General features: G+C 67.5%; 24 protein-coding genes and 1 pseudogene. 12 read left to right on the forward strand and 13 right to left on the reverse strand.

Annotated elements, in window-relative coordinates; genetic code table 11:
• The 5 genes and pseudogenes from BLP73_RS11930 to BLP73_RS11950 all read right to left on the reverse strand — a co-directional run.
• Positions 1 to 1,504, reverse strand: a pseudogene (locus BLP73_RS11930) (TIM barrel protein); the annotation flags it as partial.
• Between the two features lie 97 nt (positions 1,505 to 1,601).
• Positions 1,602 to 2,246, reverse strand: coding sequence for a transporter substrate-binding domain-containing protein (locus tag BLP73_RS11935; protein ID WP_175453344.1), 645 nt, complete (start codon positions 2,244 to 2,246; stop codon positions 1,602 to 1,604).
• Positions 2,243 to 3,004: an HpcH/HpaI aldolase family protein gene (locus BLP73_RS11940; RefSeq protein WP_090744664.1), complete on the reverse strand. Its 762-nt coding sequence runs from the start codon at positions 3,002 to 3,004 to the stop codon at positions 2,243 to 2,245. The genes BLP73_RS11935 and BLP73_RS11940 overlap by 4 nt, the downstream gene beginning before the upstream one ends.
• A gap of 35 nt (positions 3,005 to 3,039) precedes the next feature.
• Positions 3,040 to 3,822: a fumarylacetoacetate hydrolase family protein gene (locus BLP73_RS11945; RefSeq protein WP_090744667.1), complete on the reverse strand. Its 783-nt coding sequence runs from the start codon at positions 3,820 to 3,822 to the stop codon at positions 3,040 to 3,042.
• Positions 3,823 to 3,829: 7 nt separating this feature from the next.
• Complete coding sequence (locus tag BLP73_RS11950; protein WP_090744670.1) at positions 3,830 to 4,138, reverse strand: dioxygenase family protein; 309 nt, start codon at positions 4,136 to 4,138, stop codon at positions 3,830 to 3,832.
• Positions 4,139 to 4,152: 14 nt separating this feature from the next.
• Here BLP73_RS11950 and BLP73_RS11955 point away from each other — a divergent pair, with 14 nt between their 5' ends.
• The 6 genes from BLP73_RS11955 (at position 4,153) to BLP73_RS11980 (ending at position 9,441) form a co-directional block, all read left to right on the forward strand.
• On the forward strand, positions 4,153 to 4,662 hold the full coding sequence (locus tag BLP73_RS11955; protein ID WP_090744675.1) for a TRAP transporter small permease: 510 nt from the start codon (positions 4,153 to 4,155) through the stop codon (positions 4,660 to 4,662).
• The gene (locus tag BLP73_RS11960) at positions 4,659 to 5,954 is read left to right on the forward strand and encodes a TRAP transporter large permease (protein ID WP_090744679.1); all 1,296 of its coding nucleotides are present in this window, start codon (positions 4,659 to 4,661) and stop codon (positions 5,952 to 5,954) included. The genes BLP73_RS11955 and BLP73_RS11960 overlap by 4 nt, the downstream gene beginning before the upstream one ends.
• Before the next feature lie 22 nt (positions 5,955 to 5,976).
• Positions 5,977 to 6,807: a shikimate dehydrogenase family protein gene (locus BLP73_RS11965; RefSeq protein ID WP_090744681.1), complete on the forward strand. Its 831-nt coding sequence runs from the start codon at positions 5,977 to 5,979 to the stop codon at positions 6,805 to 6,807.
• A gap of 315 nt (positions 6,808 to 7,122) precedes the next feature.
• Positions 7,123 to 7,476, forward strand: a complete 354-nt coding sequence (locus BLP73_RS19970; RefSeq protein WP_090744684.1) for a glutaminase — start codon at positions 7,123 to 7,125, stop codon at positions 7,474 to 7,476.
• Positions 7,477 to 7,556: 80 nt separating this feature from the next.
• Entirely contained in the window at positions 7,557 to 8,780 is a 1,224-nt protein-coding gene (locus tag BLP73_RS11975) for a GAF domain-containing sensor histidine kinase (protein ID WP_090744689.1), read from the forward strand.
• Positions 8,781 to 8,904: 124 nt separating this feature from the next.
• A complete protein-coding gene (locus BLP73_RS11980) occupies positions 8,905 to 9,441 on the forward strand; it encodes a response regulator (protein WP_090744692.1) in 537 nt (178 codons plus the stop codon).
• Positions 9,442 to 9,496: 55 nt separating this feature from the next.
• Here the strand turns inward: BLP73_RS11980 and BLP73_RS19610 are convergent, their stop codons facing one another.
• Complete coding sequence (locus BLP73_RS19610; protein WP_217630681.1) at positions 9,497 to 9,718, reverse strand: hypothetical protein; 222 nt, start codon at positions 9,716 to 9,718, stop codon at positions 9,497 to 9,499.
• 203 nt (positions 9,719 to 9,921) lie between these two features.
• Between BLP73_RS19610 and BLP73_RS11990 the strand changes: the two genes are divergently transcribed.
• The gene (locus tag BLP73_RS11990) at positions 9,922 to 10,149 is read left to right on the forward strand and encodes a hypothetical protein (RefSeq protein WP_090744698.1); all 228 of its coding nucleotides are present in this window, start codon (positions 9,922 to 9,924) and stop codon (positions 10,147 to 10,149) included.
• A gap of 317 nt (positions 10,150 to 10,466) precedes the next feature.
• On the opposite strand, the gene BLP73_RS11995 is transcribed toward BLP73_RS11990, so the two are convergent.
• From BLP73_RS11995 to BLP73_RS12010, 4 genes are read right to left on the reverse strand one after another with little or no spacing between them, the layout of a single operon-like run.
• Positions 10,467 to 11,615 (reverse strand): MBL fold metallo-hydrolase, encoded by a 1,149-nt coding sequence (locus tag BLP73_RS11995; RefSeq protein ID WP_090744701.1) that lies wholly within the window; start codon positions 11,613 to 11,615, stop codon positions 10,467 to 10,469.
• Between the two features lie 22 nt (positions 11,616 to 11,637).
• On the reverse strand, positions 11,638 to 11,826 hold the full coding sequence (locus BLP73_RS12000; RefSeq protein ID WP_090744704.1) for a hypothetical protein: 189 nt from the start codon (positions 11,824 to 11,826) through the stop codon (positions 11,638 to 11,640).
• Between the two features lie 50 nt (positions 11,827 to 11,876).
• A complete protein-coding gene (locus BLP73_RS12005) occupies positions 11,877 to 13,301 on the reverse strand; it encodes an NAD(P)/FAD-dependent oxidoreductase (protein ID WP_090744706.1) in 1,425 nt (474 codons plus the stop codon).
• A gap of 10 nt (positions 13,302 to 13,311) precedes the next feature.
• Complete coding sequence (locus tag BLP73_RS12010; RefSeq protein WP_245686651.1) at positions 13,312 to 13,827, reverse strand: ferritin-like domain-containing protein; 516 nt, start codon at positions 13,825 to 13,827, stop codon at positions 13,312 to 13,314.
• 351 nt (positions 13,828 to 14,178) lie between these two features.
• Here BLP73_RS12010 and BLP73_RS12015 point away from each other — a divergent pair, with 351 nt between their 5' ends.
• Entirely contained in the window at positions 14,179 to 14,457 is a 279-nt protein-coding gene (locus BLP73_RS12015; protein WP_090744709.1) for an SH3 domain-containing protein, read from the forward strand.
• Between the two features lie 239 nt (positions 14,458 to 14,696).
• Positions 14,697 to 16,133 (forward strand): alkaline phosphatase D family protein, encoded by a 1,437-nt coding sequence (locus BLP73_RS12020; RefSeq protein WP_090745244.1) that lies wholly within the window; start codon positions 14,697 to 14,699, stop codon positions 16,131 to 16,133.
• Positions 16,134 to 16,284: 151 nt separating this feature from the next.
• Here the strand turns inward: BLP73_RS12020 and BLP73_RS12025 are convergent, their stop codons facing one another.
• Positions 16,285 to 17,178, reverse strand: a complete 894-nt coding sequence (locus tag BLP73_RS12025; protein ID WP_090744712.1) for an NAD-dependent epimerase/dehydratase family protein — start codon at positions 17,176 to 17,178, stop codon at positions 16,285 to 16,287.
• 125 nt (positions 17,179 to 17,303) lie between these two features.
• On the opposite strand from BLP73_RS12025, the gene BLP73_RS12030 reads away from it, so the two are divergent.
• A complete protein-coding gene (locus BLP73_RS12030; protein WP_139165954.1) occupies positions 17,304 to 18,272 on the forward strand; it encodes an NAD(P)-binding domain-containing protein in 969 nt (322 codons plus the stop codon).
• A 110-nt stretch (positions 18,273 to 18,382) separates the two neighbouring features.
• On the opposite strand, the gene BLP73_RS12035 is transcribed toward BLP73_RS12030, so the two are convergent.
• Positions 18,383 to 19,465 (reverse strand): DUF2332 domain-containing protein, encoded by a 1,083-nt coding sequence (locus BLP73_RS12035; RefSeq protein ID WP_090744718.1) that lies wholly within the window; start codon positions 19,463 to 19,465, stop codon positions 18,383 to 18,385.
• A 214-nt stretch (positions 19,466 to 19,679) separates the two neighbouring features.
• On the opposite strand from BLP73_RS12035, the gene BLP73_RS12040 reads away from it, so the two are divergent.
• Positions 19,680 to 20,582, forward strand: coding sequence for a DMT family transporter (locus BLP73_RS12040; RefSeq protein WP_425415690.1), 903 nt, complete (start codon positions 19,680 to 19,682; stop codon positions 20,580 to 20,582).
• A gap of 36 nt (positions 20,583 to 20,618) precedes the next feature.
• Here the strand turns inward: BLP73_RS12040 and BLP73_RS12045 are convergent, their stop codons facing one another.
• Complete coding sequence (locus BLP73_RS12045) at positions 20,619 to 21,506, reverse strand: LysR family transcriptional regulator (protein ID WP_090744721.1); 888 nt, start codon at positions 21,504 to 21,506, stop codon at positions 20,619 to 20,621.
• A gap of 100 nt (positions 21,507 to 21,606) precedes the next feature.
• Between BLP73_RS12045 and BLP73_RS12050 the strand changes: the two genes are divergently transcribed.
• Complete coding sequence (locus tag BLP73_RS12050) at positions 21,607 to 22,716, forward strand: aldo/keto reductase (RefSeq protein WP_090744724.1); 1,110 nt, start codon at positions 21,607 to 21,609, stop codon at positions 22,714 to 22,716.
• Positions 22,717 to 22,752: the final 36 nt, after the last annotated feature.

A 22,752-nucleotide genomic window follows, 5' to 3' on the forward strand; every position in this document is an offset into this window, starting at 1 on the left:
TCGATGAAGCGGCCGGCGAGGGTGTGGCGCGCCTCGGCGCCGTTCAGCGTGACCCGCAGGCCACCCGCGCGGATCGCCTGGCTGCGCACCAGCCCGTCGGGATCGGCCACGTCCACCATCGGCGCCTTTCGGGCGTCGAAGATCGCCGTGTAGAAGAGCGACCAGCTGAGCATTTCGTCATAGGCCATGGTCTGGCCGATATGGTCGATGCCGGTGATCCCGGCGCCAAGCTCCGCGGGGGAGGCGGCGAAGTCCACCTGCCAGATGCCGGCAAGGTCCGCGCCCTCGTCCAGAAGCCGCAGCACGCTGCCGCCGACGCCGCGGATCGCCGGGATCCGCAGCTCGCCCGCGGCCGGCTCCTCGCCATGGGGCTGGGCCAGAAGGCCCGTGGCGCGGGCGAAGGCCGCCTGAGCATCCGGCACCATCAGCGCGATCTCAGAGACCGTGGTGCCGTGGGTCAGGTAGGTGCTGTGGGTGAAGCCCGCCTCGCCGGTGTTCACCAGCACGTTCGCGCGGCCCTGCCGCCAGAGCGTCACGGGCTTGGACACATGCGCCCCCGCCCGCGCAAAGCCGGCGGTCGCAAGCAGCGCCTCCAGCGCGGGGGCCTCGGCCGGGGTGGTGGCGAATTCGATGAACTCGACGCGGCCGACCGGAACGGGGGGCGGCAGGGCGGCGGGCGCAAGGGCAGGCTCGGCCCGGCGCACCGCGTCCATCAGCGCGATCAGGCTGCGATGCCCGTCCTGCGCGACCATGCGCGGCAGGCCGGCGCGGAACTGGTCGTTGAAGATCTCGAGGCTGAGTGGTCCGTCATAGCCCGTCGCCGCCACCGCGCGCATGAAGCCGGTGACGTCCAGATCGCCCTCGCCGGGCATGTTGCGGAAATGGCGCGACCAGTAGAGGAGGTCCATCGGGATCGCGGGCGCGTCGGCCAGCTGGACGAAGAAGATCCGGTCTCCCGGAATGGCGCGGATCGTGTCGAGGTCGATCCGGCGGGCCAGCGTGTGGAAGCTGTCGAGGATCAGCCCGACCTGGGGGTGGTCGGCGCGGCGCACCACCTCCCACGCGTCGCGGTGGTCGAAGACGTGCCGGCCCAGCACAGCGCCTCGAAGCCCACGCGGACGCCATGCTCCCCGGCCAGATCGCCCAGGTCGCGGAAATCCTGCGCCATGCGGTCGATGCCCCCCATCGCGGCGGGATGGACGGTCGAGCAGACCAGCATCAGGTCGGTGCCCAGCTGGTTCATCAGCTCGAACTTGCGCTCGGCCCGGGCGAAGGCGCGGGCGCGGTGCGGCTCGGGCAGGGCCTCGAAGTCGCGGAAGGGCTGGAAGAGCGTGATCTCGAGCCCGTGGTCGCGCACCATGCGCCCGACCTCGGCCGGCGTGAAGTCCGAGGCGAGGAAGTCCTGCTCGAAGATCTCTATCCCGTCGAAGCCTGCCGCGGCGATGGCCGCCAGCTTGGTCGGCAGGGTTCCCGACACGGAGACAGTCGCGATCGAGGTCTTCATGCGTCCCGCCCCGCAATCAGGTCGGCGCGCAGCCGCGCCTCGTCCAGCGGCAAAGCGGCCCCGGGCGGTCCGTCCGGATGTGAGCAGACGCAGCGCATCAGGCCATCCTTCTGTTGCACGCATTGAAGTCCTGCATGCATAGCTCGATCTGCCGCATCAGATCTGAAGCGCCGATGGGAACCGCGACGGCTTGTTCAATTCGCGCGAAGACATCGGGGAGAACGCGGTTTGCTTGGCCCGCCTTTCCGAGCGTCTCCCTGATGCCGGCCAAGGCATCGCCATGGCCTTGCCGGAACAGTTCCGCCGCCTCGGCAGGGGACTCCGCGACGATCAGCCGATCGCCTCCGACCTCGACCGCCAAGGGCGAGTGGTAGGCTGCGCCCTTGGCGCTGATGATCCGATCCTCACCGGCCAATACCTCGCTGCAGGATGAGGCCAGCTGGTCGGCGCGGACGAGGAAGGTTGCCTCGACGCGGTGGTAGGGCTTGCTAAAGGCCAGCCGGTCGAGGCGCGACGGGTCGATGGCGAGGAAGGCGATATCCCAGGCCTGAGCTGTGTCCTCGACGATGGCGCGGGCGTTCGAGTAATCCACGAAGCGCAGCTGCCGCCCCGTCGCATCGGCGATGCGGCGGGCGAGGTCTGGTGCGAGGCCGGTGTAGCTGTCTCCCGCTTTGTGCACGAGCGCGGCGTTGTTGAGGTTCAGCGCGGCGCGCAAGACGCCTGACGGCGCCGCGCCCGTCATGCCCATTCCGCCCGGCGCGCAACGGCGGCGCGGCGCAGAAGGCCGCTGTCGACGTCCACGGCGATGAAGAGCGCGCCTGCAGCTTTGGCTTCCTGCAGGAAGGCTTGGTCCAGCGAGAGGATGCCGGACGGTATGCCTTGCGCGGCGAGACGGCGGATCCCGCCGAGGATGGCCTCCTTCACCTCAGGATGCGAGGCCTTGCCGGGATGGCCGAGGCTGGCGGCGAGGTCGGCCGGGCCGAAGAAGATGCCGTCCACGCCCTCCACGGAAGCGATCTCGTCCAGATTGTCCAGCGCTTCGCGCGTCTCGACCTGAAGGAGCAGGCAGATCTCGTCATTGGCGCGTTCGGCGTAGTCCGCAACGGTGCCATAGCGCGTGGCGCGGGTGATTCCGGCGACGCCGCGGATGCCCTTGGGCGGATAGGTCACGGTCGAAACGGCGGCGCGGGCCTCTTCGGTGTTCTGGATATAGGGGATCAGCAGCGTCTGCGCGCCGGCATCCAGCAACTTCTTGATCTCGACCGGGTTGTTCCAGCCGGGCCGCACCACCGCTGTGACCGGGTAGGGCGCAACGGCGCGCAGAAGCCCGATCACCTCGGGCGCGCCGAAGGGCGAATGCTCGGTGTCGAACATCATCCAGTCATAGCCGCAACCGGCCAGCAGTTCGGCGACCTGGGGATCGGCGAAGGAGCTCCAGATCCCGATCTGGACGCGGCCCTCGCGCAGGGCGGCCTTGAGGGCGTTTTTCGGCAGGTCCATCGGGGATGCTCCGGTTCGGGGTTGCGAAAGACGTATCAGTCGAAGGCGACGCCGATGGCGCCGAGCGGCCCGAAATCGGCGAAGATCACGTCGCCCGAGGCGATATCGACCGGCCGCGTGAAGGAGCCTCCCAGCACGATGTCGCCCTTTTTCAAGCCGCCGCCCAAGGGGGCCAGCTTGTCCACCAGCCAAGCAAGGCCCGCCGCCGGGTGGCCCATCACGGCGGCCGAAACGCCGCTTTCCTCGATGACGCCGTTCTGGGCCAGCGTCGCGCCGACCCACCGCAGATTGACGTCGAAGGGCCGCACCGTCCGCCCGCCCAGCACGATGGCGCCGAAGGCGGCGTTGTCGGCGATGGTGTCCACGATCTGGCGCGGCAGCTCGGTGCGGTAGTCGATGATCTCCAGCGCCGGCTGGACGAACTCGGTCGCGCGCAGGACGTCATGGACCTGGCAGCCGGTCCCCGACAGGTCCTCGCCCATGATGAAGGCCAGCTCGACCTCGAGCCGGGGCTTGATGAAGGTGCCGGCCTTGATCCGCGCGCCGTCGTAGAAGAGCGCGTCGTCGAGGATCACGCCGTAATCGGGCTCGGTGATCTTCGAGGCCTGCTGCATCGCGCGGCTGGTCAGGCCGATCTTGCGGCCGACGATAATGGCGCCCGCCGCGATGCGGGTGTCGGCCCATCGGCGCTGGACGTCATAGGCGTCCTCCAGCGTCATGGCGGGCCAGGTCTTCGAGGGTTGGGGGCAGACCTGGCGCGTCCGCTCGGCCTGAATGATGGCGTCTGCGGCCGCCTGGCGTTCCGTCTCGCTCAGCATGGGAGTCTCACTTGATGGGAGGGATGGGCAGGCGAGACTCGCCTGGCTCCAGCGTCAGGGTATGCGTCAGGCTGAACCATTCGCCGACTTCGCCATCCGTGGGATGCGGCGCGCTGTGCTTCTCCAGCGTGCCAATCAGCGCTTTGGTCACGCCGAACTGCACGTCCGAGGTCAGGTAGTCCGTCTCGTCGACATAGGTCTGGTTGATCAGCGTCTTGAAGCCCGGCTTGTGGGCCAGGACATGGACATGGGCGGGCCGATAGGGGTGACGGTCCTGGGCCTTCAGCAGCGTGCCCACGGTCGTGTCCGTGGGGATCGGTCGCCGCGCTGATGATGGCGGCGATCTTCTGCACCTTCATCCTGCAGATCTTCATCCGCTATGCGACGGGATCGGGCTGGTTTACGGCGCTCTTCGGCCCGATCAACACCGCGCAGTTCGGCTGGACAGTCGAGTTCATCCTGGTCCTGTGGCTCTGGACGATCTTCTGGGGCAATTCCTTCGTGGTCCGCGACAACGACCACGTGACCTTCGACATCATCTACAACACGGTGGGCCGGCGCGCCCGGACGGTGCTGGCCATCACAGGCGCAGTGATCATCGTTGCGGCGCTCTGGATCTCGATCATGCCGACCTATGACCGGATGCGGCTGCTGCGGATGCGCAGCTCGGCCACCCTGCCAGTCACCATGTTCCCGATCTACTCGATCTACTTCCTCTTCCTCGGCGCCGTGGGCCTGCGCTATCTCTGGCGGGCCTGCGAGGTCCTGCGCCACGGCGCCGACCGCGAAGTCCACGTCCTGCCGCCCGAGCTGGCCAAGGCACCGGAGGACCGGGCATGAGCGTCGAGCTTCTGGTTCTCATCGGCACGCTCTTCTTCATCGCCGGCATCGGCATGCCCATCGCCTATGCGATCATCGTCGCCTCCATTGGCTACATGCTGGCCGTCGGCTCCTCGCCCGGCATCGTCGGCCGGGTGCTGGTGGACGGGATCTACCAGAGCTTCCTGCTGCTGGCGGTGCCGCTGTTCATCGTGGCAGCGAACATCATGAACGCCGGCACGATCTCCGAGCGGCTGCTGGCCTTCTGCGTGGCGACCGTGGGCCGCTTCAAGGGCGGGCTGGGGCATGTGAACGTCATGTCCTCGCTGATCTTCTCGGGCATGTCCGGCTCGGCCGTGGCGGATGCCGCGGGGATCGGGCGCATCATCATCGACATGATGCGCAAGGACGGCCGCTTCCCCGCAGGCTACGCCGCCGCGTTGGCGGCGGCCTCGGCCACCATCGGGCCGATCATCCCGCCCTCGATCCCGATGGTGCTCTACGCGCTCGTCTCGAACGCCTCGATCGGCGCGCTCTTCATGGGGGGCATCCTGCCCGGCCTCTTCATGGGCGTCGTCCTCATGGCGATGAACTGGTGGAGCGCGCATCGCCGCGGCTTTTTCACCGAGCCGCCCGTCGCGATGCGCGACCTGCCGCGCGTCACCGGCCGCGCCTTCCCGGCGCTGCTGATGCCGGCGATCCTGCTCTACGGCATCTACGGGGGCGTCACCACGCCGACCGAGGCCGCCGCGGTCGCCGCCGCCTATGCGCTGCTGCTGTCGGTGTTCTTCTACCGGGCGCTGAAGCTCAGCACCCTCTACTGCATCCTCGTGGACAGCGCGCGATCCTCAGCCGCGGTGGGCATCGTGATCGGCGGCGCGCTGATCCTCAACTACATCGTCGCTTCCGAGAACATCCCCTCGGCGCTGGCCGCCTATCTGGTCGAGGTGAACATCTCGCCGCTGATGTTCCTGCTGGCGGTCAACGTCTTCATCCTTCTGCTGGGCTGCCTTCTGGACGCGACGACGATCATTCTGGTGATCGTCCCGCTCTTCATCCCGACCTGCAACCTCCTCGGGATCGACCTCGTGCATTTCTGCGTGGTGATCGTGGTGAACTGCATGATCGGCCTGATCACGCCGCCCTACGGCATCCTTCTCTTCGTCATCAACGCCGTCGCCGGCATCCCGCTGCGCGACATCATCCTCGAGGTGCTGCCCTTCCTTGCGGTCCTCATCTGCGCGCTTCTGGTGATGATCCTGGTGCCGGACATCGTGCTCTTCCTGCCGCGCCTCTTCGGCTATGCCGGCTGATCACCCAACAAGGACCCTTTCCGTGATTACTGGCAAGACCCGGCTCATCGCACATCTCGGCTTCCCGACCGAATCCTTCCGCGCGCCCATGATCTACAATCCCTATTTTGCCCGCCACGGTATCGACGCTGTCGTCGTGCCGATGGGCTGCAAGGCCGAGGATTACCCCGACTTCCTGCGCCTGGTCTTCCGCCTGTCGAATATTCACGGCGCGCTGGTGACGATGCCGCACAAGGTCACAACAATGGCGCTGCTGGATGAGGCAAGCACCACGGCCCGTGTGGCAGGTTCTTGCAACGCGATCCGGCTGGCGCCAGACGGCCGGCTGATCGGCGACATGTTCGACGGCGAGGGCTTCGTGCGCGGCGCGCTGAGAAAGGGCGTCGTGCTGGACGGCGCGCGGGCGCTGGTCGTCGGCGCCGGCGGCGTCGGCTCGGCAATCGCGGCCTCTCTGGCAGCAGCGGGCCTGCGCGAGTTGGCCGTTCACGACTTCCACGCGCCAACGGCCGAAGCCCTCGCCGCTCGCCTACGCCAGCACTACCCGGCGCTGGCCGTCACCACCGGCTCAAACGATCCGGACGGGTTCGACGTGGTGGTGAATGCGACGCCACTTGGCATGTCCGAGGGCGACCTGCTGCCGATGGATGTAAGCCGCATCGCGGCCTCAACCTTCGTCGGTGAGGTGGTGATGAAGCACGAGATCACCCCCTTCCTTGCCGCCGCCCGCGATCGCGGCTGCCGCTTTCAGGTGGGAACGGACATGCTCTTCGAGCAGATCCCGGCATACTTGGAGTTCTTCGGCTTCCGCAGCGCCACGGCAGAAGAACTGCGGGAGGTTGCGGAGCTCAGCTAATAAGCAGCTTCAGGTCGATCACGGTGGTTGAAATTCGGCCCGCACAGCACGAGCAGCCAACCCCGGCCGGTCGGCCCCTGTCGGGTGCTGCCTTGCAACATCCTAAGACGGGACGTTCGTGCTTGCCGCAGTGCAATGGACCAAGCGGAGTCTGCTCTGCGGGACGGACTTGCCGTTCACTGCAGTTGCAGCTTTGCCACCCCTTCTTGAAACCAATTCGGCCGGCCAGACTCAAGGCGGACGGTCGAGTAGCAAGCGCAGACAGTTTACTCGGGGCCAATCGATCCGTCCTGTTACGTTGGCTTTGTCGCAAACATGTGGTCGGACCATTTTCTGGGGCCGGCTATTTCGGCGATCGTTGACAGATGCCTGGAGGAGACCATTTCTCGATCGGAAACCGAGAACGAACATGCCGTTCAACTTTTTCAGCTGATATGCGTCGTCGCCTTCCGCGTGGGGATCCCCGGCAAGTCCGGCTTCGGCGGCGGGGTGTTGACGGTCGTGCCGGGACAGGCCTCGATCGCCATCTGGACACCGGGCCTGCACAATTGCAGGAACCCCCTCGCTGCCACGCTCATCGCTGAAAAGCTGTCCCGCTTCACCGCTTGGTCGGTCTTCGGTCAGTCGGCAGACCTTAACGCCTCCGGCGCGCCCGTCTCAAGCGTCTGAAGCGTGCGCGGCCTCTATCGCTGTCCCGCCCGCCTCTATAAGGCTGGGCGCCGACACGCGGACCAGTTGGGATAAGGCCGATGGGACAGGATAGGAAAGTCGCAATCCAGGATCACGCTGCCTATCTCGCCGGTGAACACGACTTCCAGGCGGACATCGAGCGCCTAGCCGGCAGCACCCTGGTCGGCACCATTCTGGAGACGGTGATGCTTGCCACGCGGATGCGCTTTGCCGGCGTCGCCCGCGTCACGGCAGACCGCTGGATCGCCTGCCGCACCGTCGACGAGATCGATTTCAACATCCGCGAAGGCGACGAGATCGAGATCGGCTCGACCTTCTGCCAGACCGTCCGTGAGACCTCCGAAATGATCATCTTCGGGGATGTCGGCTCGGACCGGCTTTATCGCAACCATCCGATCGCGACCGCCTTCGGGATCGTCAGCTACACCTCGGTCCCGATCTTCCGCGGCGATGGCAGCTTCTTCGGAACGCTCTGCGCCATCGACCCCGAGGCCAAGGACATCGCGAACCCGCGCACTGTCGCGATGCTGCAGATGTTCGCGGAGCTCATCGGCCGCTCGCTCGAGACTGAAGAGCGGCTGGAGGCGCAGGAGCGGTTGGTCGAGCAGGAGCGCAAGCTGTCCCGGATCCAGGAGGAGTTCACCGCGATCCTCGGCCATGACCTGCGCAACCCCGTGGCCGCGCTCAAGGCGGGAGTCCGGCGGCTGGAGAACGAACCCGTGACCGACCGCGGGCGGCAGCTTCTGAGCCTGATGCGAGCTTCGCTGCAGCGGATGCACGAGTTGGTCGAGAACATGATGCTGCACGCGAAATCACGCCTCGGAGGCGGGATCAGCATCCTCGCCCAGCCAGACGCTCCGCTAGCCGAAGCGATCACCCATGTCGTCGACGAGATCCGCATCTCGGCCCCCGAACACCGGATCAAGCTGGATCTCGACTTTGCGGGACCGACAAATTGCGACGCGGCGCGGCTGGCGCAGGCGGTCTCGAACCTCGTCTCGAACGCGATCACGCATGGCGCGCCGGGCACGCCGGTCACGGTCCGGGGGCGCAGCGGAGACGGCGAGCTGACGCTCGCAGTCGCGAACCAGGGCGAGGCCATTCCCGAGGAGACCCGGCAGGCCATGTTTCAACCGTTCCTGCGCGGCAAAACATCAGATGCTGCCGGCCTCGGCCTAGGCCTCCACATTGCCGCCTCGATTGCGCTGGCTCACGGCGGAATCCTCTCGGTCAACTGCGAGGACGGCACGACAACATTCAGTCTCTCGGTGCCCACCCGGTGAGGGTCTGCATCGACTAGCTCTGTCTGCTTGCCTCGGCGAGAGCACATCGTCACGAAGTTTAGCAGAGCATCAGGAACAATAGACCGATTGAAACCTTCGTCCGTGCCGCCAACGGGATGATTGCATGTTGAACGCCACCGCCCCCTGCGCCCTAGTTGCAGAAGACGACGTGCTGATCAGGCTGGAAGCTTGCGAAATTCTCAAGGAAGCGGGGTTCCGGTGCTATGATGCAGCCACAGCCGAGAAGGCACTGGATGTTCTTCACGAACATGGCGGGGACATCCGCCTGTTGTTCAGCGACGTTCACATGCCGCCGGGCTCGCTGACCGGGTTCGATCTTGCTCGCCAGTGCGCGCGCGACTGGCCTGACATCCGCATCCTCATCGCCTCAGGAGCAGCGACGCCTGCACCTGAGACTATGCCTCCTGGCGCGGAGTTCATCACCAAGCCGTTCACCGCACAGGTCGTTCACGATCACCTGAGGAAAGTGCTGCCCAACGGCGAGCGGCCTGAGCGACTGCAGGACCCGGACCCGGACCCGGACCCGAGTCTCCTGTCGGATGAGAACCTCAACGACAACTGGTCAGCCCGCCCGAGATTTGAGACGTTCGACGGCGGCGCCACCAATGCTCCCATGTCGATCTCGAATGACGGAAGCTAATTCGCCGTCAGCAATCGATCGCTGTTCAACTCCGACAGAGAGTCAGCCCGTATCTTCAAGATGCGCTGATCGGGAAAAGAACCGCCGACTTGGTCTTGATCTCGAAGGTGACCGCGCTGTCGGCCAGCGCCGAGGCGGGGCCCGCTCCGGCATCATTGGCGCGGCCTTCGGCGGATGGCAGGAAGATCGTGACCTCGAACCCGGTTACCGCTCCGACCTCACCAAGGTTGCGCAGCCGAAGAACGCCGCCATGGGCTCGCAGGACGGTGTCGGCCAAAGCAACGCCGATCGCGTCGCTGCCGGGGCCGGAACCCGCGCTGACGCCCCGCATAGTCAAGTGCGACAGCACGGACGGGAGCCCGTTGCGCGTCTTCGAGGCCTACCGGACACCGGAGCGTCAGGCCTACCTTAATACCCAAGGTCGCTCGCGCCGCGGTGCGAAGATCACCAACGCTGACGCTTGGCAGTCTTATCATCAGTATGGGTTGGCTGCCGACTTTGTTGCACTGGAGAACGGCCAGTGGAGCTGGGACGACCGAGGCGCGCGGCGACTGGTGGAAGCAGCTCCACAAGCTGGCTGAGCAGCACGACATGGAGCCTCTGAGCTGGGAGAGGCCGCATATTCAGTTGGAGGGCGTGACTCTGGCCGATATTCGGGCCGGCCGGTTCACCGTCGACGGCGACGACGACTGGTGGGGCGACAGTTGAGACGGCTATGGCCCGCTACTTCGGCGACGCACGGGCGCCGCGCTACGCCAGCCTCCGTCCGGCGCTTTCGGTGTGACCGATGGGCAGCGGCCGCAACTTCTAAGACGTTAAACGATGTCGCGTTCATGGAGATCGTTATGGCCACCGCCACCGTGATTTTCTTCTTGGTCCTCTTAGTGAGGATCGGCGTCTGGGCTCGGAAAACTGGCCCGAAGTGCGGCAGGCGCGGCGGTCGGATGGGCTGAGCGACTGCAGCACACTCGCGCCAGCGGTCATAGGTCGGCTCCGTCACGCCCATCTGCCGCACCGCGTCAGAGTCAATCGAGGTAACGGCTTTCAACAGGCAGGCCGCGTTGCAAGAACTGGTGCGACAGCATTGTCAGCCCGTTCTGGACCTCGGGCCCGTGCACCGCGGGACCGTGTCCCGTCAGGACCAGGTGCGGCCGAAGCTCCGCAAGACGGCGGACCGAGTCGCTGGCGGCCTGCCAGTCCGGCGTGAAGTAGGCTGGCGGGCCCTGCAGCCGACCCTTCGGGAAAACCGAGCCGAGCAGCGACTCCTGCTGCGTCGTCACCACGGCATCGCCGGCGACGAGTGTCCTGCGGCCCTCGTTCCAGAACGAGACGTGGCCGGGGCTATGTCCGGGCGTTGCCAGCCAGCGCCAGTCGGGCAGGCCGGGGATGCTGCCGTCCTGCGGCAGGCGCCGCAGCCGGTCCGAGACGTCCAGCGGCTTGCGCGGGAAGAGCCAGGACAGCTCGGACATGGCGCCGCCGCCGACCTCGGGCGCAGCGGGGGGATAGGCGCGCTGGCCGGTCAGGAAGGGGTGCTCGTCCGGGTGGGCGTAGATTGGAACGTCCCAATGCCGCGCCAGCTCTGCGAGCGCGCCGACATGGTCGAAATGCCCGTGGGTGAGCAGGATCGCTGCCGGGCGCGCATTGCCGAAGCGCTTGCGGGCGGCCGCGCGGATGGCCGCCGCCGAGCCGGCGATGGCGGCGTCCACGAGGAACCAGCCGCGGTCGCCCGCGCCGACGGGGCCGATGAAGGCGACGTTGACGATGCCGCAGCGGAGATAGGCGAGGTCCGGCCCGAGGTCGCGGGCGGAGGTGACGGCCGCCTCCGGCAGGTCGACCCCGCGTGGCCCCGGCGGCGAGGACAGCACGGCGGCGGCCAGCGAGAAGAGCCCGTAGCCGCGCAGGAACCCTCGGGTGGCTGGCGCATCGGCCCTGCGCGCGAGGGCCAGGCAGGCGGCACCCTGGGCGGCATCCAGCAGGCGGTGGATGTGCATGGGGATGGGGCGGCTGCCGGAGCCGCTGTCGTAGCGTGTCGCCAGCGAGTAGGCAGCGACGGCGAGGCCGATGGCGCCGACCGGGCCTCGGAGGGACGGGCGGAGGGATGTGGATGCCGAGGCGGCGACCAGGGCGGCGGCTGAAACGGCGTCCAGCGTGGCATGCAGTCGGGGAGGGATCATCCTCTTCTCCTTTTCATGTGGTTCATCGCTGCGCAGCGCAGCGGGTGATGGCGCGCGCGATGCCGAGGAGCGCGACCGAGACGAGGATGCAGGCGGCGTTGACCCGCCACCTGCCAAGTCCGCGAGGCGTCTGCGCGATCAGCCGCTTGTCCAAGGCAAAATCGCGCGGTTCGTGCATTGAAGTTGTGCGGTCGGTGTCCATCAGCTCCATCTCGCCGGCGACAGGCAGCGCCTTGGGGGATCAGGATCGCCGCCACGCCCTCAACCCTCTCCAGCCGGTCCAGCGGCTCGGGCCGCTGCTTTCTCCGCATGCTGATCTTCCCCCGTCCTGGCATGCTCCGCCTCCTGTGGCGGGATGGTCTGCGCCTCCGGTCCCGGCGGCTGGCGCAGCCGGTCGAGGGGCAGGGGCGCGGTCTTGGGGTTCTCGGTCTCGATGAAGTCGCCGGCGATCAGGCGGGCGCCGCGCTCGTAGGTCAGGTAGCGCCAGAGCCACTGCATCGAGACGAGGAAGCGGTTCTGGAAGCCGACCAGAAGGTAGACATGGATGATCGCCCAGGACATCCAGGCCAGCCAGCCCTTCACCTTGAAGCGGCCCTGCTCGAAGACGGCGGCGTGCCGGCCGACGATGGCCGTGTTGCCGCGGCTGTGGTAGCGGAAGGCGGGCAGGGGCGTGCCGTTCCCCAGATGGGCGGCGAGCGCCCGGCCCAGATGGATGCCCTGCTGCTTGGCGACCTGCGCGAGGCCGGGCAAGGGGCGCCCGTCTGCGCCGGCGAACAGCGCCACGTCGCCAAGCGCGTAGACCCCTGTCACGCCGGCCACCGCCAGCGTCCCGTCCACTGCGATCCGGCCCGCGCGATCCGTGTCGCCAAGCTGCTTCGCCAGCGGCGAGGCGGCCACGCCCGCCGCCCAGATCACCACGCCGACGGGTTGCTTTCGGCCCGCGATGGTGATGGCGGCGGGGCCGATCTCCTCGACCGCCTCGCCGGTGCGGACGGTGACGCCGAGCCGCTCGAGCCGGGCCTTCGCATAGGCCGACATCTCTTCGGTGAAGCCGGCCAGCAGGCGCGGTCCTGCCTCGACCAGGGTGATGCGGGCATCGCCGGGATTGATGCAGCGGAAGTCGCGCAGCAGGGCGTGGCGGCTCAGCTCGGCGATGGCGCCGGCCATCTCGACCCCGGTGGGCCCGCCGCCGATGATCGCGATCTCCATCAGGCGCCGGCGCTCGGCCGGGTCGGTCGCCCGCTCGGCCCGCTCGAAGGTCAGCAGCAGCTGCGAGCGGATGTGCCGCGCGTCCTCGATGGTCTTCAGGCCCGGCGCCCATTGCGCCCATTCGTCCCGGCCGAAATAGCCGTGGCTCGCGCCGCTGGCGAGCACGAGATGCCGGTAGCCGATGACCTGCCCGCAGCTGAGGCGCACCCGCCGCGCCTCGGTGTCGATCGTCTTGACCTCGCCGAAGATGACCCGCACCGAAGCGTGGCGGCGCAGGATCCTGCGGATCGGCTCGGCCACGTCGGTCGCGGACAGGGCGGCAGTCGCCACCTGGTAGAGCAGCGGCTGGAACAGGTGGTGGTTGCGCCGGTCGATCACCGTGACGCCGATCCCCGCGCGGCCCAGGGCCTTGGCGACCTCCAGCCCGGCGAAGCCGGCGCCGATGATCACCACCTCGCGGAAGTCGACATCGGGCATGGATGCGCGCCTAGATATCGGCCCGCTCGTCCGAGGCGGCCAGCTGCACATAGCGCCGCGTCACCCCGTCCAGCCCCCCGGCGATGGCGGCGGCCATGCGCTTCTCCTCCTCGAGGCTCTGCTGCAGCGCCGGGATCGTCGTGCTGGCGCCGCTCAACTCGGCCATGGTGATGAGGGACGTGTAGGCCGCGATCTCGAAATTCTCGAAGGCGTGGTTGGCAAAGCTGTTCTTCAGGATCTCGTCGCCGGCCAGCGTATGGCTCATCGCCGCCATGCTGCCGCTGAGCGAGAGCCCGGCATCCTTCAATCCCGAGGCCGAGGCATCCATGCCGGCCAGGATCTCATCGAGCCGCTCGATCTGACCCTCGGTCTCGTGGATGTGCTTGTCCAGCAGCGCGGAGACCTCGGGATAATGCTCCAGCCGTTTCAGCTGCGGCCGCATGATGGACAGCGCCTGCTTCTCCATCGCATGCGCGTTGCGCAGCCCGTCTAGGAAGACATCCTGCGCGCTCATCGTCCGGGCCATCGGGCTCTCCATGGTTGTTCGGGGTGGTGAACCGGCGGGGGAGGGCTTTGTTCCTGAAGCCAGGTAGAGGCAATGGCGCCCTTAAGGCGGCAAGGCCGGAGACGGCCGGACGATACCAAGCAACGCTTTGGGTTCTTCGGTGACGCGGAAGGCCGCCGCGCATGGAACGCTAGGTGCCGCCTTCGCTAAGGACGTAAGCCAGGACGAGCCGGACAGGGTTACGGATGATGATGAGGCAGAACTTCTCGCGGCGTAAGCAAGCGGCACCTCCTTCGCGAGGCGATCGTTGCAAGCGGCTGTCATCCTGTCGGATCATGTCGTAGAAGCGTGGAAAACGATGAAGGTTCAATCATGCGACGCCCTTTTGCCGCACTTCTCGCTCTCACTTTCGCCGCCGGATGCGCGGTTGGTTCGGGTGCTGTCGTCCAAGGCGCGGGGCCTGACGACCTGCTGAAGCTTCGAAAAGGTCCGGGACTCGAACATGCCGTCATCATCGGCCTGCCCGACGGGACGCGCCTCACCCGTCAGAACTGCGTCCCGAGGAACGGCAGGGTCTGGTGCCGTGTCTTCCTGACAGACAGGCCCAGTGTGTCGGGCTTTGTGTCAGCGGAGTATCTGGCGCATCGCTGATAGCTGCATGTTTGCAAGGCGGCACACGTTCGATGGCTGTCGGTCGTCATCTGCTTGATGCTCAAGCGCAACTCGCTTCGACCTGAGACCCCACTTTCCTCCGGGCGGGCGGAGAGTCCCGCAGGTTGATCTCTGGGCCTGCGCGGCGATGCCGGGCGCGTGCCTTAGCGCATGCGTGATCTCACCGCCATGCCGCGATCCTGATTGCGTTGCGGCAGGTGGCGCAATAGCTCATGGGGATGCGCTTCCACGTGACGTCCACCATCGGCCCGGTCCTCTTCCTCGACGATCTCGACGCGGGTCGGATGCGGTTGTCCGCGCTGTTCATCACGCCTGTGGGCGAGGCGCCCCCGCCGGCTCTCGTGCTGGAGGGGGATGAGGTCACGCCCATCTGCCTGGCCCGCTTCGACCGCGCCGTTGTCTGGCGCGCGCGGTTCAGCCTGCCATCGGATCGATCGTCCTCGTATGCGTGGGATGGGACCACCTATGACATCGCCGGCGACATGACGGGCGCCCTGCGCCTCGCTTATGTCTCCTGCAACGGCGAGGAAGTGGGCGACATGGCCCGCGAAGGGTCAGAGCGCAACGCCATGTGGGCACGCCTGCGCGACGAGCATCGACGCCGCCCCTTCGCCCTGATGCTGCATGGCGGCGACCAGATCTATGCCGACGAGATCACGCAGGGCCATGATCTCAGCGCGGACTGGCCCGACAGGCTGCCGCCCGAGCCATCGCAAGCCGCACTGGCCGATCTGCGCCACCATCTGCGCGAAGGCTTCTTCGACCGATACGCCGCGATCTATGCCGCGCCGGAGATGGCGTGGCTGGCCGCCCGCGTGCCGTCGCTGATGCAGTGGGACGATCACGACATCTGCGACGGATGGGGGTCATTGCGCCGGTCGCGGACCCACTCGGCAGTGGGTCAGACCCTCTTCGCGGCGGCGCGGGAAAGCTGTCTGCTCTTCCAGCACGCCTCCACCGACGGCGACCTGCCGGCCCGTTTCGCCGACCCTGACGCGCGGCAACTTGGCTGGGGCATCCATGCACCGGGCTTGCGCATCTTGGCGCCGGATTTGCGGTCGGAACGGACGCGGCGGGCGATCATGGGGCTGGGAGGCTGGGCGATGATGGAGGCCGAGGCCGCGCGCCGCACCCCGGGCCACACGCTGCTGATGTCCAGCGTCCCCCTGCTGGGGCCGCGGCTGTCGGTGCTGGAGACGCTGATGATCGCCGTTCCGCGCATGCAGAAATACGAGGACGACCTGCGCGACCAGTGGCAGAGCCGGGCGCATCGCGACGAGTGGCGGCGTATGCTGGCCTTGGTCCGCGACATGGTCGAACATGACAGGCACGACCTGACCTCACTCTCGGGCGAGATCCACCTTGCGACCCGCGCGGTGATGGACCTGGGCGAGGGCCGCCACCTGAACCAGCTGGTGGCCTCGGGCATCGCCCATCGCGCGCCGCCGAAGGGCTGGGCCCGGTTCCTCGGCGCGCTGGCCAGTCTGGGAGAGGACCCGCTGCGCGGCCATCCCATCCGGACGAGGCCGCTGCCCGGGCAGTCCGCCCGCTATGTCGCCGAGCGGAACTATCTCGTGCTGGAACGTGGCGCGGGAGGATGGTCGGCACGATGGGACCTGGAGGCCAGCGGCATGACGGGTCCGCTGCCTCTGTGACAGGCTGAAAGCCCCGTGCGGTGCGGCTTTCAAGGTGGGCTGTCTCGTCAGGTCACCACGAGACAGGTCGGGCATCTGAAGAGGCCGCGTGCGCGGGATGTTGCCTCGTCGCTCAACCGGAGCATCTCCCGCGTCGCCCTGACCAGTCGGATCAGACGTTCACGTAGTTCCGCCATGGATGCGCTTCTTGAAATCCCAGCACCTCGCGGATCTTGCGGTTGGAAAGCGGCGCCTCATGCGCGCTCATCGGCCGGGTGACCGGCGTGTTCGGTGCATACTTCGCCAGAAACTCGGCCGTCGGCAGCGTCGCGGTGATGGTGTCGTTCACCGCGTTGAAGACCTGGTAGCCGAGCCCGTCCTTCTGCAGGCATAGATGTACGATCTCGCCCAGATCGCGCGCGTCGATATAGCTCCAGGCGTTGCGCTTGCGGCTCATCGGGTCGGCCAGGTAGCCGGGGAAGTTGGCGTATTCATGCGGCTCGATCACGTTGCCGATCCGCAGGGCGTAGACATCGGCCCCGTAGCGCATCGCGAAGGCGCGGCCGGTATTCTCGTTGACGACCTTGGACAGGCCGTAGCTGTCCATCGGGTCGCTGTCGTAATCCTCCTCCAGCGGGAAGGCGTGGTAGTCCTTGTCGCCCTCGGCAAAGCAGACGCCGTAGGTGGTCTCGGAACTGGCGATGATCACCTTGCGCACGCCCAGCTTCATCGCCGCCTCCACCACGTTGTAGGTGCCGACGGTGTTCTGCGCGAAGGTGGTGTTGTCGGGGTGGATCATCACCCGCGGCACGGCGGCGAAATGCACGATGGCATCGGGGGCCTGGGGCGGGACGCCGTCCTCGTAGCCGTCAAACCCGAAATGCGTGGTGAAGGCGTTGAAGACCTGGCCGCTGTCGGTGATGTCCGTGATCAGCGTGTTCACCCCCGCAAGCTCGAGGGGCTTCAGATCGACGTTCAGGACCTTGTAGCCCTTCGTCAGCAGATGGGCCACGGCATGGCGGCCGGCCTTGCCGGTGCCGCCCGTGAAGATGATGCGTCTGGTCATGGTGCTTCTCCTGCCTTCAGATCGTCCGGCGGCCGTTGATAGCCCGGCGGGACCAGCCCTACCGCCTTTTGCAGGCCTCCGCGCCCGAAATCGCCGTGTCTGTTCGATGCGCCATCGGGACCTGGATGGATCGACATGACCTTGCCGATGCGGCAGTCTCGCCTGGGCGCGGCCATTGCGCCCCATCCAGACGCATCCGGAGAATGACCATGACGCAAGAGAAGGTTGGCTTTGTGGGACTGGGCCTGATGGGTCATGGCATGGCGAAGAACATCGTCGAGAAGGGCCACCCGCTGACCGTGGTCGCGCATCGGCGCCGCGAAGCGGTCGAGGATCTGGTCGCGCGCGGCGCCGTCGAGGCCGCATCGCTCGAGGACCTTGCGCGCAATTCGACCGTCATCCTCATGTGCCTGACCGGATCGCCCGAGGTGGCGGAGGCGGTCGCCGCCATGAAGCCGGGCCTCGCGAAGGGCGCGGTGGTGGTCGACTGCTCGACCTCGGATCCGACCGTCACGCTGCGCCTTGCGGCCGAACTGGCCGAGATCGGCGTCGATCTGATCGACGCGCCCCTGTCGCGCACTCCGAAGGAGGCCTGGGCCGGCACGCTGGACTGCATGGTCGGCGCCAGCGCGGCTGGCTTTGCGCAGGTCCAGCCGATCATCGCCACCTGGGCCGCCAAGATCGTGCATATCGGCGGGGTCGGCGATGGCCACAAGATGAAGCTGCTGAACAACTTCCTGTCGCTCGGCTATGCCGCGCTCTATTCCGAGGCGCTGGCCCTGTCGCGCAAGGTCGGCATACCGGTTGCCGATTTCGACCAGGTCATTCGCGGCGGCCGGATGGATTGCGGCTTCTACCAGACCTTCATGGACTACGCGCTGACCGGCAACCGCGACGCGCACAAGTTCACGCTGGGGAACGCCTACAAGGACATGCGCTATGTCGAGTCCATGGCGAACGGCTCTGCCGTCGCGACCCCTATGGCCAGCGCCGTGAAAAACGCCTTCGCGCTGGCGATGGCAACGGGAGGGGATGGCCCGGAAGACTTCGTGCCGCATCTGCCGGACTACATCGCCAAAGCCAACGGGCTCTGATCGCGCGCCATCGCAACCCTTGGGGAACACTGCCACGCCGCATGTCGCGCAGGAAACCGTCGCCATGGGCACAGCCTTGCGGCTTCTGATCGGCGCCGGTCATTGTTCCGTCACGCAGTAGTTGCAGACTGAACAGGGCTGCCCGCGGCCTGCGGCGACCAAGAGATCCAGGCGCCGTGGAAGTCCGCCCGACCAAGCCGCGACTGCTTCGGCTCGCCGCCGCTCCAGAGCGTGGCGCTCAGGCCTGCGCCGGGCGTCTCCCCGTCAGCTTCCAGGGCCAGGTGCAGGAGCGGCGCGTCAGCCGTGGCAGAGGCACCCGCCCTCGCAAGGCTATGGGCGATGGCAGCTTGCGTGGCTTCAGGAAAATACTGCGCCGCGATGGTCGTGTAGACCACGTGCAGCATCCCGGGTGTCGCCTCGGCGAGGCGTCGTTCAAGCCAGGGTGCTGCGTCCCCGGCATCCGGAGGCGCGGACACAAGTGTCATCGCGGCGCGTGTCCGCGCCAGGCGTTCCGGCTGGTCAGGCCAGATGTAAGCCTGAAGCCGCAGCGCGTCCGCCGGGTCCGACGCGTCGAGAGGGGACAGATCAACGCCGCGGCGATCCGCGACTTTGATGGGACAGGGTTCGGGACGACCAGGCCCCCGCCACTCGGGCCGCAGGTCGACGATGCTGCCCGCCGGGCCATGCGTCGCGCCGTCCACCATCACGGAGAAGCGATCCAGTTGCAGGTTCAGTCCCGCGCTCGCCCCCAGTTCGGACAGCACGACCGGACGTTGCCCCACTTGCCCAAGGGCCCACCAGATGCCTGCGATGACCGCTGCTGCTCGCCTCACCTCGTTGGTCTGCGGTGGGCGCTCAAGCCATGCCAGGATGCGCTCCTGGTGAAGGTGGAGAGCGCGCTCCACCTCCGCCCAGAGCGCATCATCGCTCGCCACTGTCGGCGGATAGGCGGACGCGAGCGAAGGGGCAGTGCCGTCGAGAACCAGTCCGTGCAGCGCTCCGCCAAGACGAAGCGGCACCGAATCCCCGGAAGGTCCGGGCTCGCCACTCCATGACAGGCAGCGCGCGCCGACCAGAGAGTCGGCGGACAAGCGCTGCCCGATGAGCGGCATGAGGCGCGCCATGAAGGGCGAGCCGAGCCGTGCGCAGGCTCGGCCCTGTTCGTTGAAGGCAGCGCGGACCTCTTGGCTCATCGGAGGCAGTCCTTTAAGCACCGTTTGCCTGATCCTGATGCGCATCCTGCGCAAGGGCAACCGTGCAGCTCTCCAACGTCGCCCAAGCTGCCTGCTTGCGCCGCGCTCGGCACCTTGCAGCGCGCGCATCCGGCCGGCTCAGGCGGTGCTCGTAGAGGTTTGCGCATGCCGGCAGGTTGGCATATGCGCGGGCTCTGCAGCGACGATGGGGAAGATGGCCATGACAACAGACCCCGCTCATCGCCGCAACATCGTCGGTGCCGCCTGGATGATCGCGGCGATGGCGGCCTTCGCGGTCGAGGACGCGCTGGTGAAGGCCGTCTCGGATCTTCTTCCCGTCGGGCAGATCCTGACCCTCTTCGGCCTGGGCGGCGCGGCCATCTTCGCAGGCATCGCGCTGCGGCAGGGAGACGCGCTCGTTGCGCCCGACGTGTTCGCGCCCGCCATGCGCATCCGCGTGCTGTTCGAGATCACGGGGCGGCTGTTCTACGTGCTGGCGCTGGCGCTGATCCCGCTGTCCACCGCGACGGTCATCCTGCAGGCAACGCCCTTGGTCGTGGTGGCCTCGGCCGCGCTGATCTTCGGCGAGCGCGTGGGCTGGAGGCGGTGGACGGCCATCGGCCTCGGCCTTTTCGGCGTCATGATCATCCTGCGGCCGGGGACCGAGGGCTTCTCGGCGCTGTCGCTTCTGGCGCTGGTGGGCATGCTGGGTTTTGCGGGGCGCGATCTTGCCAGCCGCGCCGCGCCCCGCAGCCTGAGCACCGCCATCCTCGGCCTCTACGGCTTCCTTGCGCTGGCGGTCGCGGGGCTGCTGTTCTCCGTCTGGCAGGGCGCGGCGTTCCGGTGGCCGGATGCGCGTGCAGCCGTGCTTCTGGTCGGGATCGTCCTGATCGGCATCGGCGCCTATTCCTGCCTGATGAAGGCGATGCGGACAGGCGATGTGTCGGCCGTCACGCCGTTCCGCTACACCCGGCTGCTGTTCGGGACGGCCTTGGGGATCGCAGTCTTCGGCGAGACGCTGACGCTCGGGATGCTGGTGGGGTCGGGGCTGATCGTGCTGTCGGGCCTCTTCATCCTGTGGCGCGGGCAGAAGGCGAGCCTCCGGCCGGGCACCTAGACCCGGCTTCGGAGCAAAGACCGCCCGGCCAGCCTTCTACTGCCTGAGATACGCGATCAACGCCCGCAAGGGCGGCGGGACCTGCCTGCGGCTCGGGTGGTAGAGGAAGGCGCCAGGATAGGGCTGGGACCACTCGTCCAGCACCTGCTCCAGCCGACCGGAGGCGAGATCGTCCGCGACATCCTCTGCCATCGTCCAGCCGACGCCGCAGCCCGCCCGCACCGCGGCCAGCGCCAGGTCGGAGGAGTTGCACACCAGCGGCCCCCGCACCTGAAGACGCAGCTCCCGGCCGTCCTTCTCGAACTCCCACGGCATCATTGTCCCGCTGCCGAGGTTGCGGTAGGTGATGCAGGGATGGGCCAGCAGATCGCGCGGATGCGACGGCCGTCCGTGGGCGTCCCAATGGCCGGGCGTCGCCACGACGAGGGTGCGCAGGGGCGGGCCGATGCGCACGGCGATCATGTCGCGCTCGACGCTCTCGCCCAGCCTGATGCCGGCGTCGAAGCCCAAGGCGACGATGTCGCGCAGGCCGTCATCCACGTTCACCTCGACGGTGATGCCGGGATGACGGCCCAGAAACCCCGGCAGCTTGCGCGCCAGCACCGTCGAAGCGATCCAGTGGAAGGTTGTCACGCGCACCGTGCCTGCAGGCGCGTCGCGCCAGTCCGCCAGCGCCTCCAGCCCCGCATCGATCTGCGCGAGCGCCGGGGCCAGGCGGCTCAGCAGCGCCAGCCCCGCCTCGGTCGGCGCGACCGAGCGGGTGGTCCGCGCCAGTAGTCGCAGGTCCAGCCGCGCCTCCAGCCCCCGCATCGCATGGCTGAGGGCCGAGGGGGACACGCCCAGTTCCGCCGCCGCCGCCGTGAAGCTGCGCGTGCGCGCGATGACCGCGAAGGCTGCCAGATCGTTGAGGTTCTGCCGGATCATTCGTGAAGCATACTCACAGGCTCATGCAGCCGGAAGCGGCTAATGCGGCGGGCCGCGCGGCCTTAGGTTCGTCCTATCACCGCACCCAGGAGCATCATCCATGCAGATGACCGACTACCGCAGCTTCGGCCAATCAGGGCTGATCGTCAGCCCGTTGACGCTTGGCACCATGACCTTCGGCGCCGGCCGTTGGGGCAGCGATCTTGCCGAGGCGCGCGGCATCTTCGACGCCTATGTGACGGCCGGCGGCAACGTCATCGACACGGCCGACGTCTACAGCGGCGGCGAGAGCGAGCGGATGCTGGGCCAGTTCGTGAAGGACAGCGGGCTGCGCGACCGGCTGGTGCTGTCCTCCAAGTCCGGCTTTGCCCGCTCGAACCATCCGCTGCATGGCGGGAACGGCGCGATCAACATCCGCCTCGGCATCGAGGGCTCGCTGCGGCGCCTCGGGACGGATCGGATCGACCTCTACTGGGTGCATGTCTGGGACCGCACGACCCCGCCCGAGGAGGTGCTGCGGACGCTGGCCGCGGCAGTCGCGCGCGGCGAGATTCTTTACTACGGCTTTTCCAACACGCCGGCCTGGTATGTCGCCAAGATCGCCACGCTGGCCGCGGCGCAGGGTCTGCCGGGGCCGATCGGGCTGCAGAACGCCTGGTCGCTGATCGAACGCGGGGTCGAGCTGGACCTCGCGCCGATGGCCGCGCATTTCGGCCTTGGGATCATGCCATGGAGCCCGCTGGCCGGCGGCCTGCTGACCGGCAAGTACGGCCGCGAGATGCTGGCCGAAGCGGGCCGCGCCTCGGCCGTGCCCGACCGCGCGATGGATGCGGACACGGGCAAGAGCGACCGGCTGAGCGGCGACAACCCCTATGGCGGCATGCTCTTCACTGAGCGGAACTTCGGGGTCGTGGACGTCCTGCGCCAGGTGGCGGTCGAGCTGGACGTGCCCTTGGCGCAGGCGGCGCTGGCCTGGGTCCTGTCGCGGCCGGGGGTCAGTACGCTGCTGATGGGCGCCAGCCGGGCGGAACAGGTGACGGCCAACATCGCCGCGCTTCAGGTCACGTTGTCTCCGGAGCAGCAGGCCCGGCTGGACGAGGCCAGCGCGCTGCCGTCGCTGAACCCCTACTTCATCTTCCAGCTGCCGCGCCAGGTGATCTTCGGCGGGCAGTCGGTCAGGCCTTGGGGAGAAGAGGTGGGTCGAGAATGACAGAGTCTCTGGTCTTCGACTTTCGCCAAGCAGCCT

It is taken from the genome of Paracoccus tibetensis, assembly GCF_900102505.1.
Lineage (GTDB): Bacteria > Pseudomonadota > Alphaproteobacteria > Rhodobacterales > Rhodobacteraceae > Paracoccus > Paracoccus tibetensis.

What these genes read in the sequence shown, in the direction of transcription:
- BLP73_RS12010 (WP_245686651.1), bottom strand. Translation starts at nt 13,827, where the DNA reads ATGGCCCGGACGATGAGCGCGCAGGATGTCTTCCTAGACGGGCTGCGC.
- BLP73_RS12020 (WP_090745244.1), top strand. Translation starts at nt 14,697, where the DNA reads ATGCGCTTCCACGTGACGTCCACCATCGGCCCGGTCCTCTTCCTCGAC.
- BLP73_RS11980 (WP_090744692.1), top strand. Translation starts at nt 8,905, where the DNA reads ATGTTGAACGCCACCGCCCCCTGCGCCCTAGTTGCAGAAGACGACGTG.
- BLP73_RS12015 (WP_090744709.1), top strand. Translation starts at nt 14,179, where the DNA reads ATGCGACGCCCTTTTGCCGCACTTCTCGCTCTCACTTTCGCCGCCGGA.
- BLP73_RS12000 (WP_090744704.1), bottom strand. Translation starts at nt 11,826, where the DNA reads ATGGAGCTGATGGACACCGACCGCACAACTTCAATGCACGAACCGCGC.
- BLP73_RS12030 (WP_139165954.1), top strand. Translation starts at nt 17,304, where the DNA reads ATGGATCGACATGACCTTGCCGATGCGGCAGTCTCGCCTGGGCGCGGC.
- BLP73_RS11955 (WP_090744675.1), top strand. Translation starts at nt 4,153, where the DNA reads ATGATGGCGGCGATCTTCTGCACCTTCATCCTGCAGATCTTCATCCGC.
- BLP73_RS11990 (WP_090744698.1), top strand. Translation starts at nt 9,922, where the DNA reads ATGGGTTGGCTGCCGACTTTGTTGCACTGGAGAACGGCCAGTGGAGCT.
- BLP73_RS12040 (WP_425415690.1), top strand. Translation starts at nt 19,680, where the DNA reads ATGGCCATGACAACAGACCCCGCTCATCGCCGCAACATCGTCGGTGCC.
- BLP73_RS11995 (WP_090744701.1), bottom strand. Translation starts at nt 11,615, where the DNA reads ATGATCCCTCCCCGACTGCATGCCACGCTGGACGCCGTTTCAGCCGCC.
- BLP73_RS11940 (WP_090744664.1), bottom strand. Translation starts at nt 3,004, where the DNA reads ATGGACCTGCCGAAAAACGCCCTCAAGGCCGCCCTGCGCGAGGGCCGC.
- BLP73_RS11975 (WP_090744689.1), top strand. Translation starts at nt 7,557, where the DNA reads ATGGGACAGGATAGGAAAGTCGCAATCCAGGATCACGCTGCCTATCTC.
- BLP73_RS12050 (WP_090744724.1), top strand. Translation starts at nt 21,607, where the DNA reads ATGCAGATGACCGACTACCGCAGCTTCGGCCAATCAGGGCTGATCGTC.
- BLP73_RS12025 (WP_090744712.1), bottom strand. Translation starts at nt 17,178, where the DNA reads ATGACCAGACGCATCATCTTCACGGGCGGCACCGGCAAGGCCGGCCGC.
- BLP73_RS11945 (WP_090744667.1), bottom strand. Translation starts at nt 3,822, where the DNA reads ATGCTGAGCGAGACGGAACGCCAGGCGGCCGCAGACGCCATCATTCAG.
- BLP73_RS12005 (WP_090744706.1), bottom strand. Translation starts at nt 13,301, where the DNA reads ATGCCCGATGTCGACTTCCGCGAGGTGGTGATCATCGGCGCCGGCTTC.
- BLP73_RS12045 (WP_090744721.1), bottom strand. Translation starts at nt 21,506, where the DNA reads ATGATCCGGCAGAACCTCAACGATCTGGCAGCCTTCGCGGTCATCGCG.
- BLP73_RS12035 (WP_090744718.1), bottom strand. Translation starts at nt 19,465, where the DNA reads ATGAGCCAAGAGGTCCGCGCTGCCTTCAACGAACAGGGCCGAGCCTGC.
- BLP73_RS11935 (WP_175453344.1), bottom strand. Translation starts at nt 2,246, where the DNA reads ATGACGGGCGCGGCGCCGTCAGGCGTCTTGCGCGCCGCGCTGAACCTC.
- BLP73_RS19970 (WP_090744684.1), top strand. Translation starts at nt 7,123, where the DNA reads ATGTGGTCGGACCATTTTCTGGGGCCGGCTATTTCGGCGATCGTTGAC.
- BLP73_RS11960 (WP_090744679.1), top strand. Translation starts at nt 4,659, where the DNA reads ATGAGCGTCGAGCTTCTGGTTCTCATCGGCACGCTCTTCTTCATCGCC.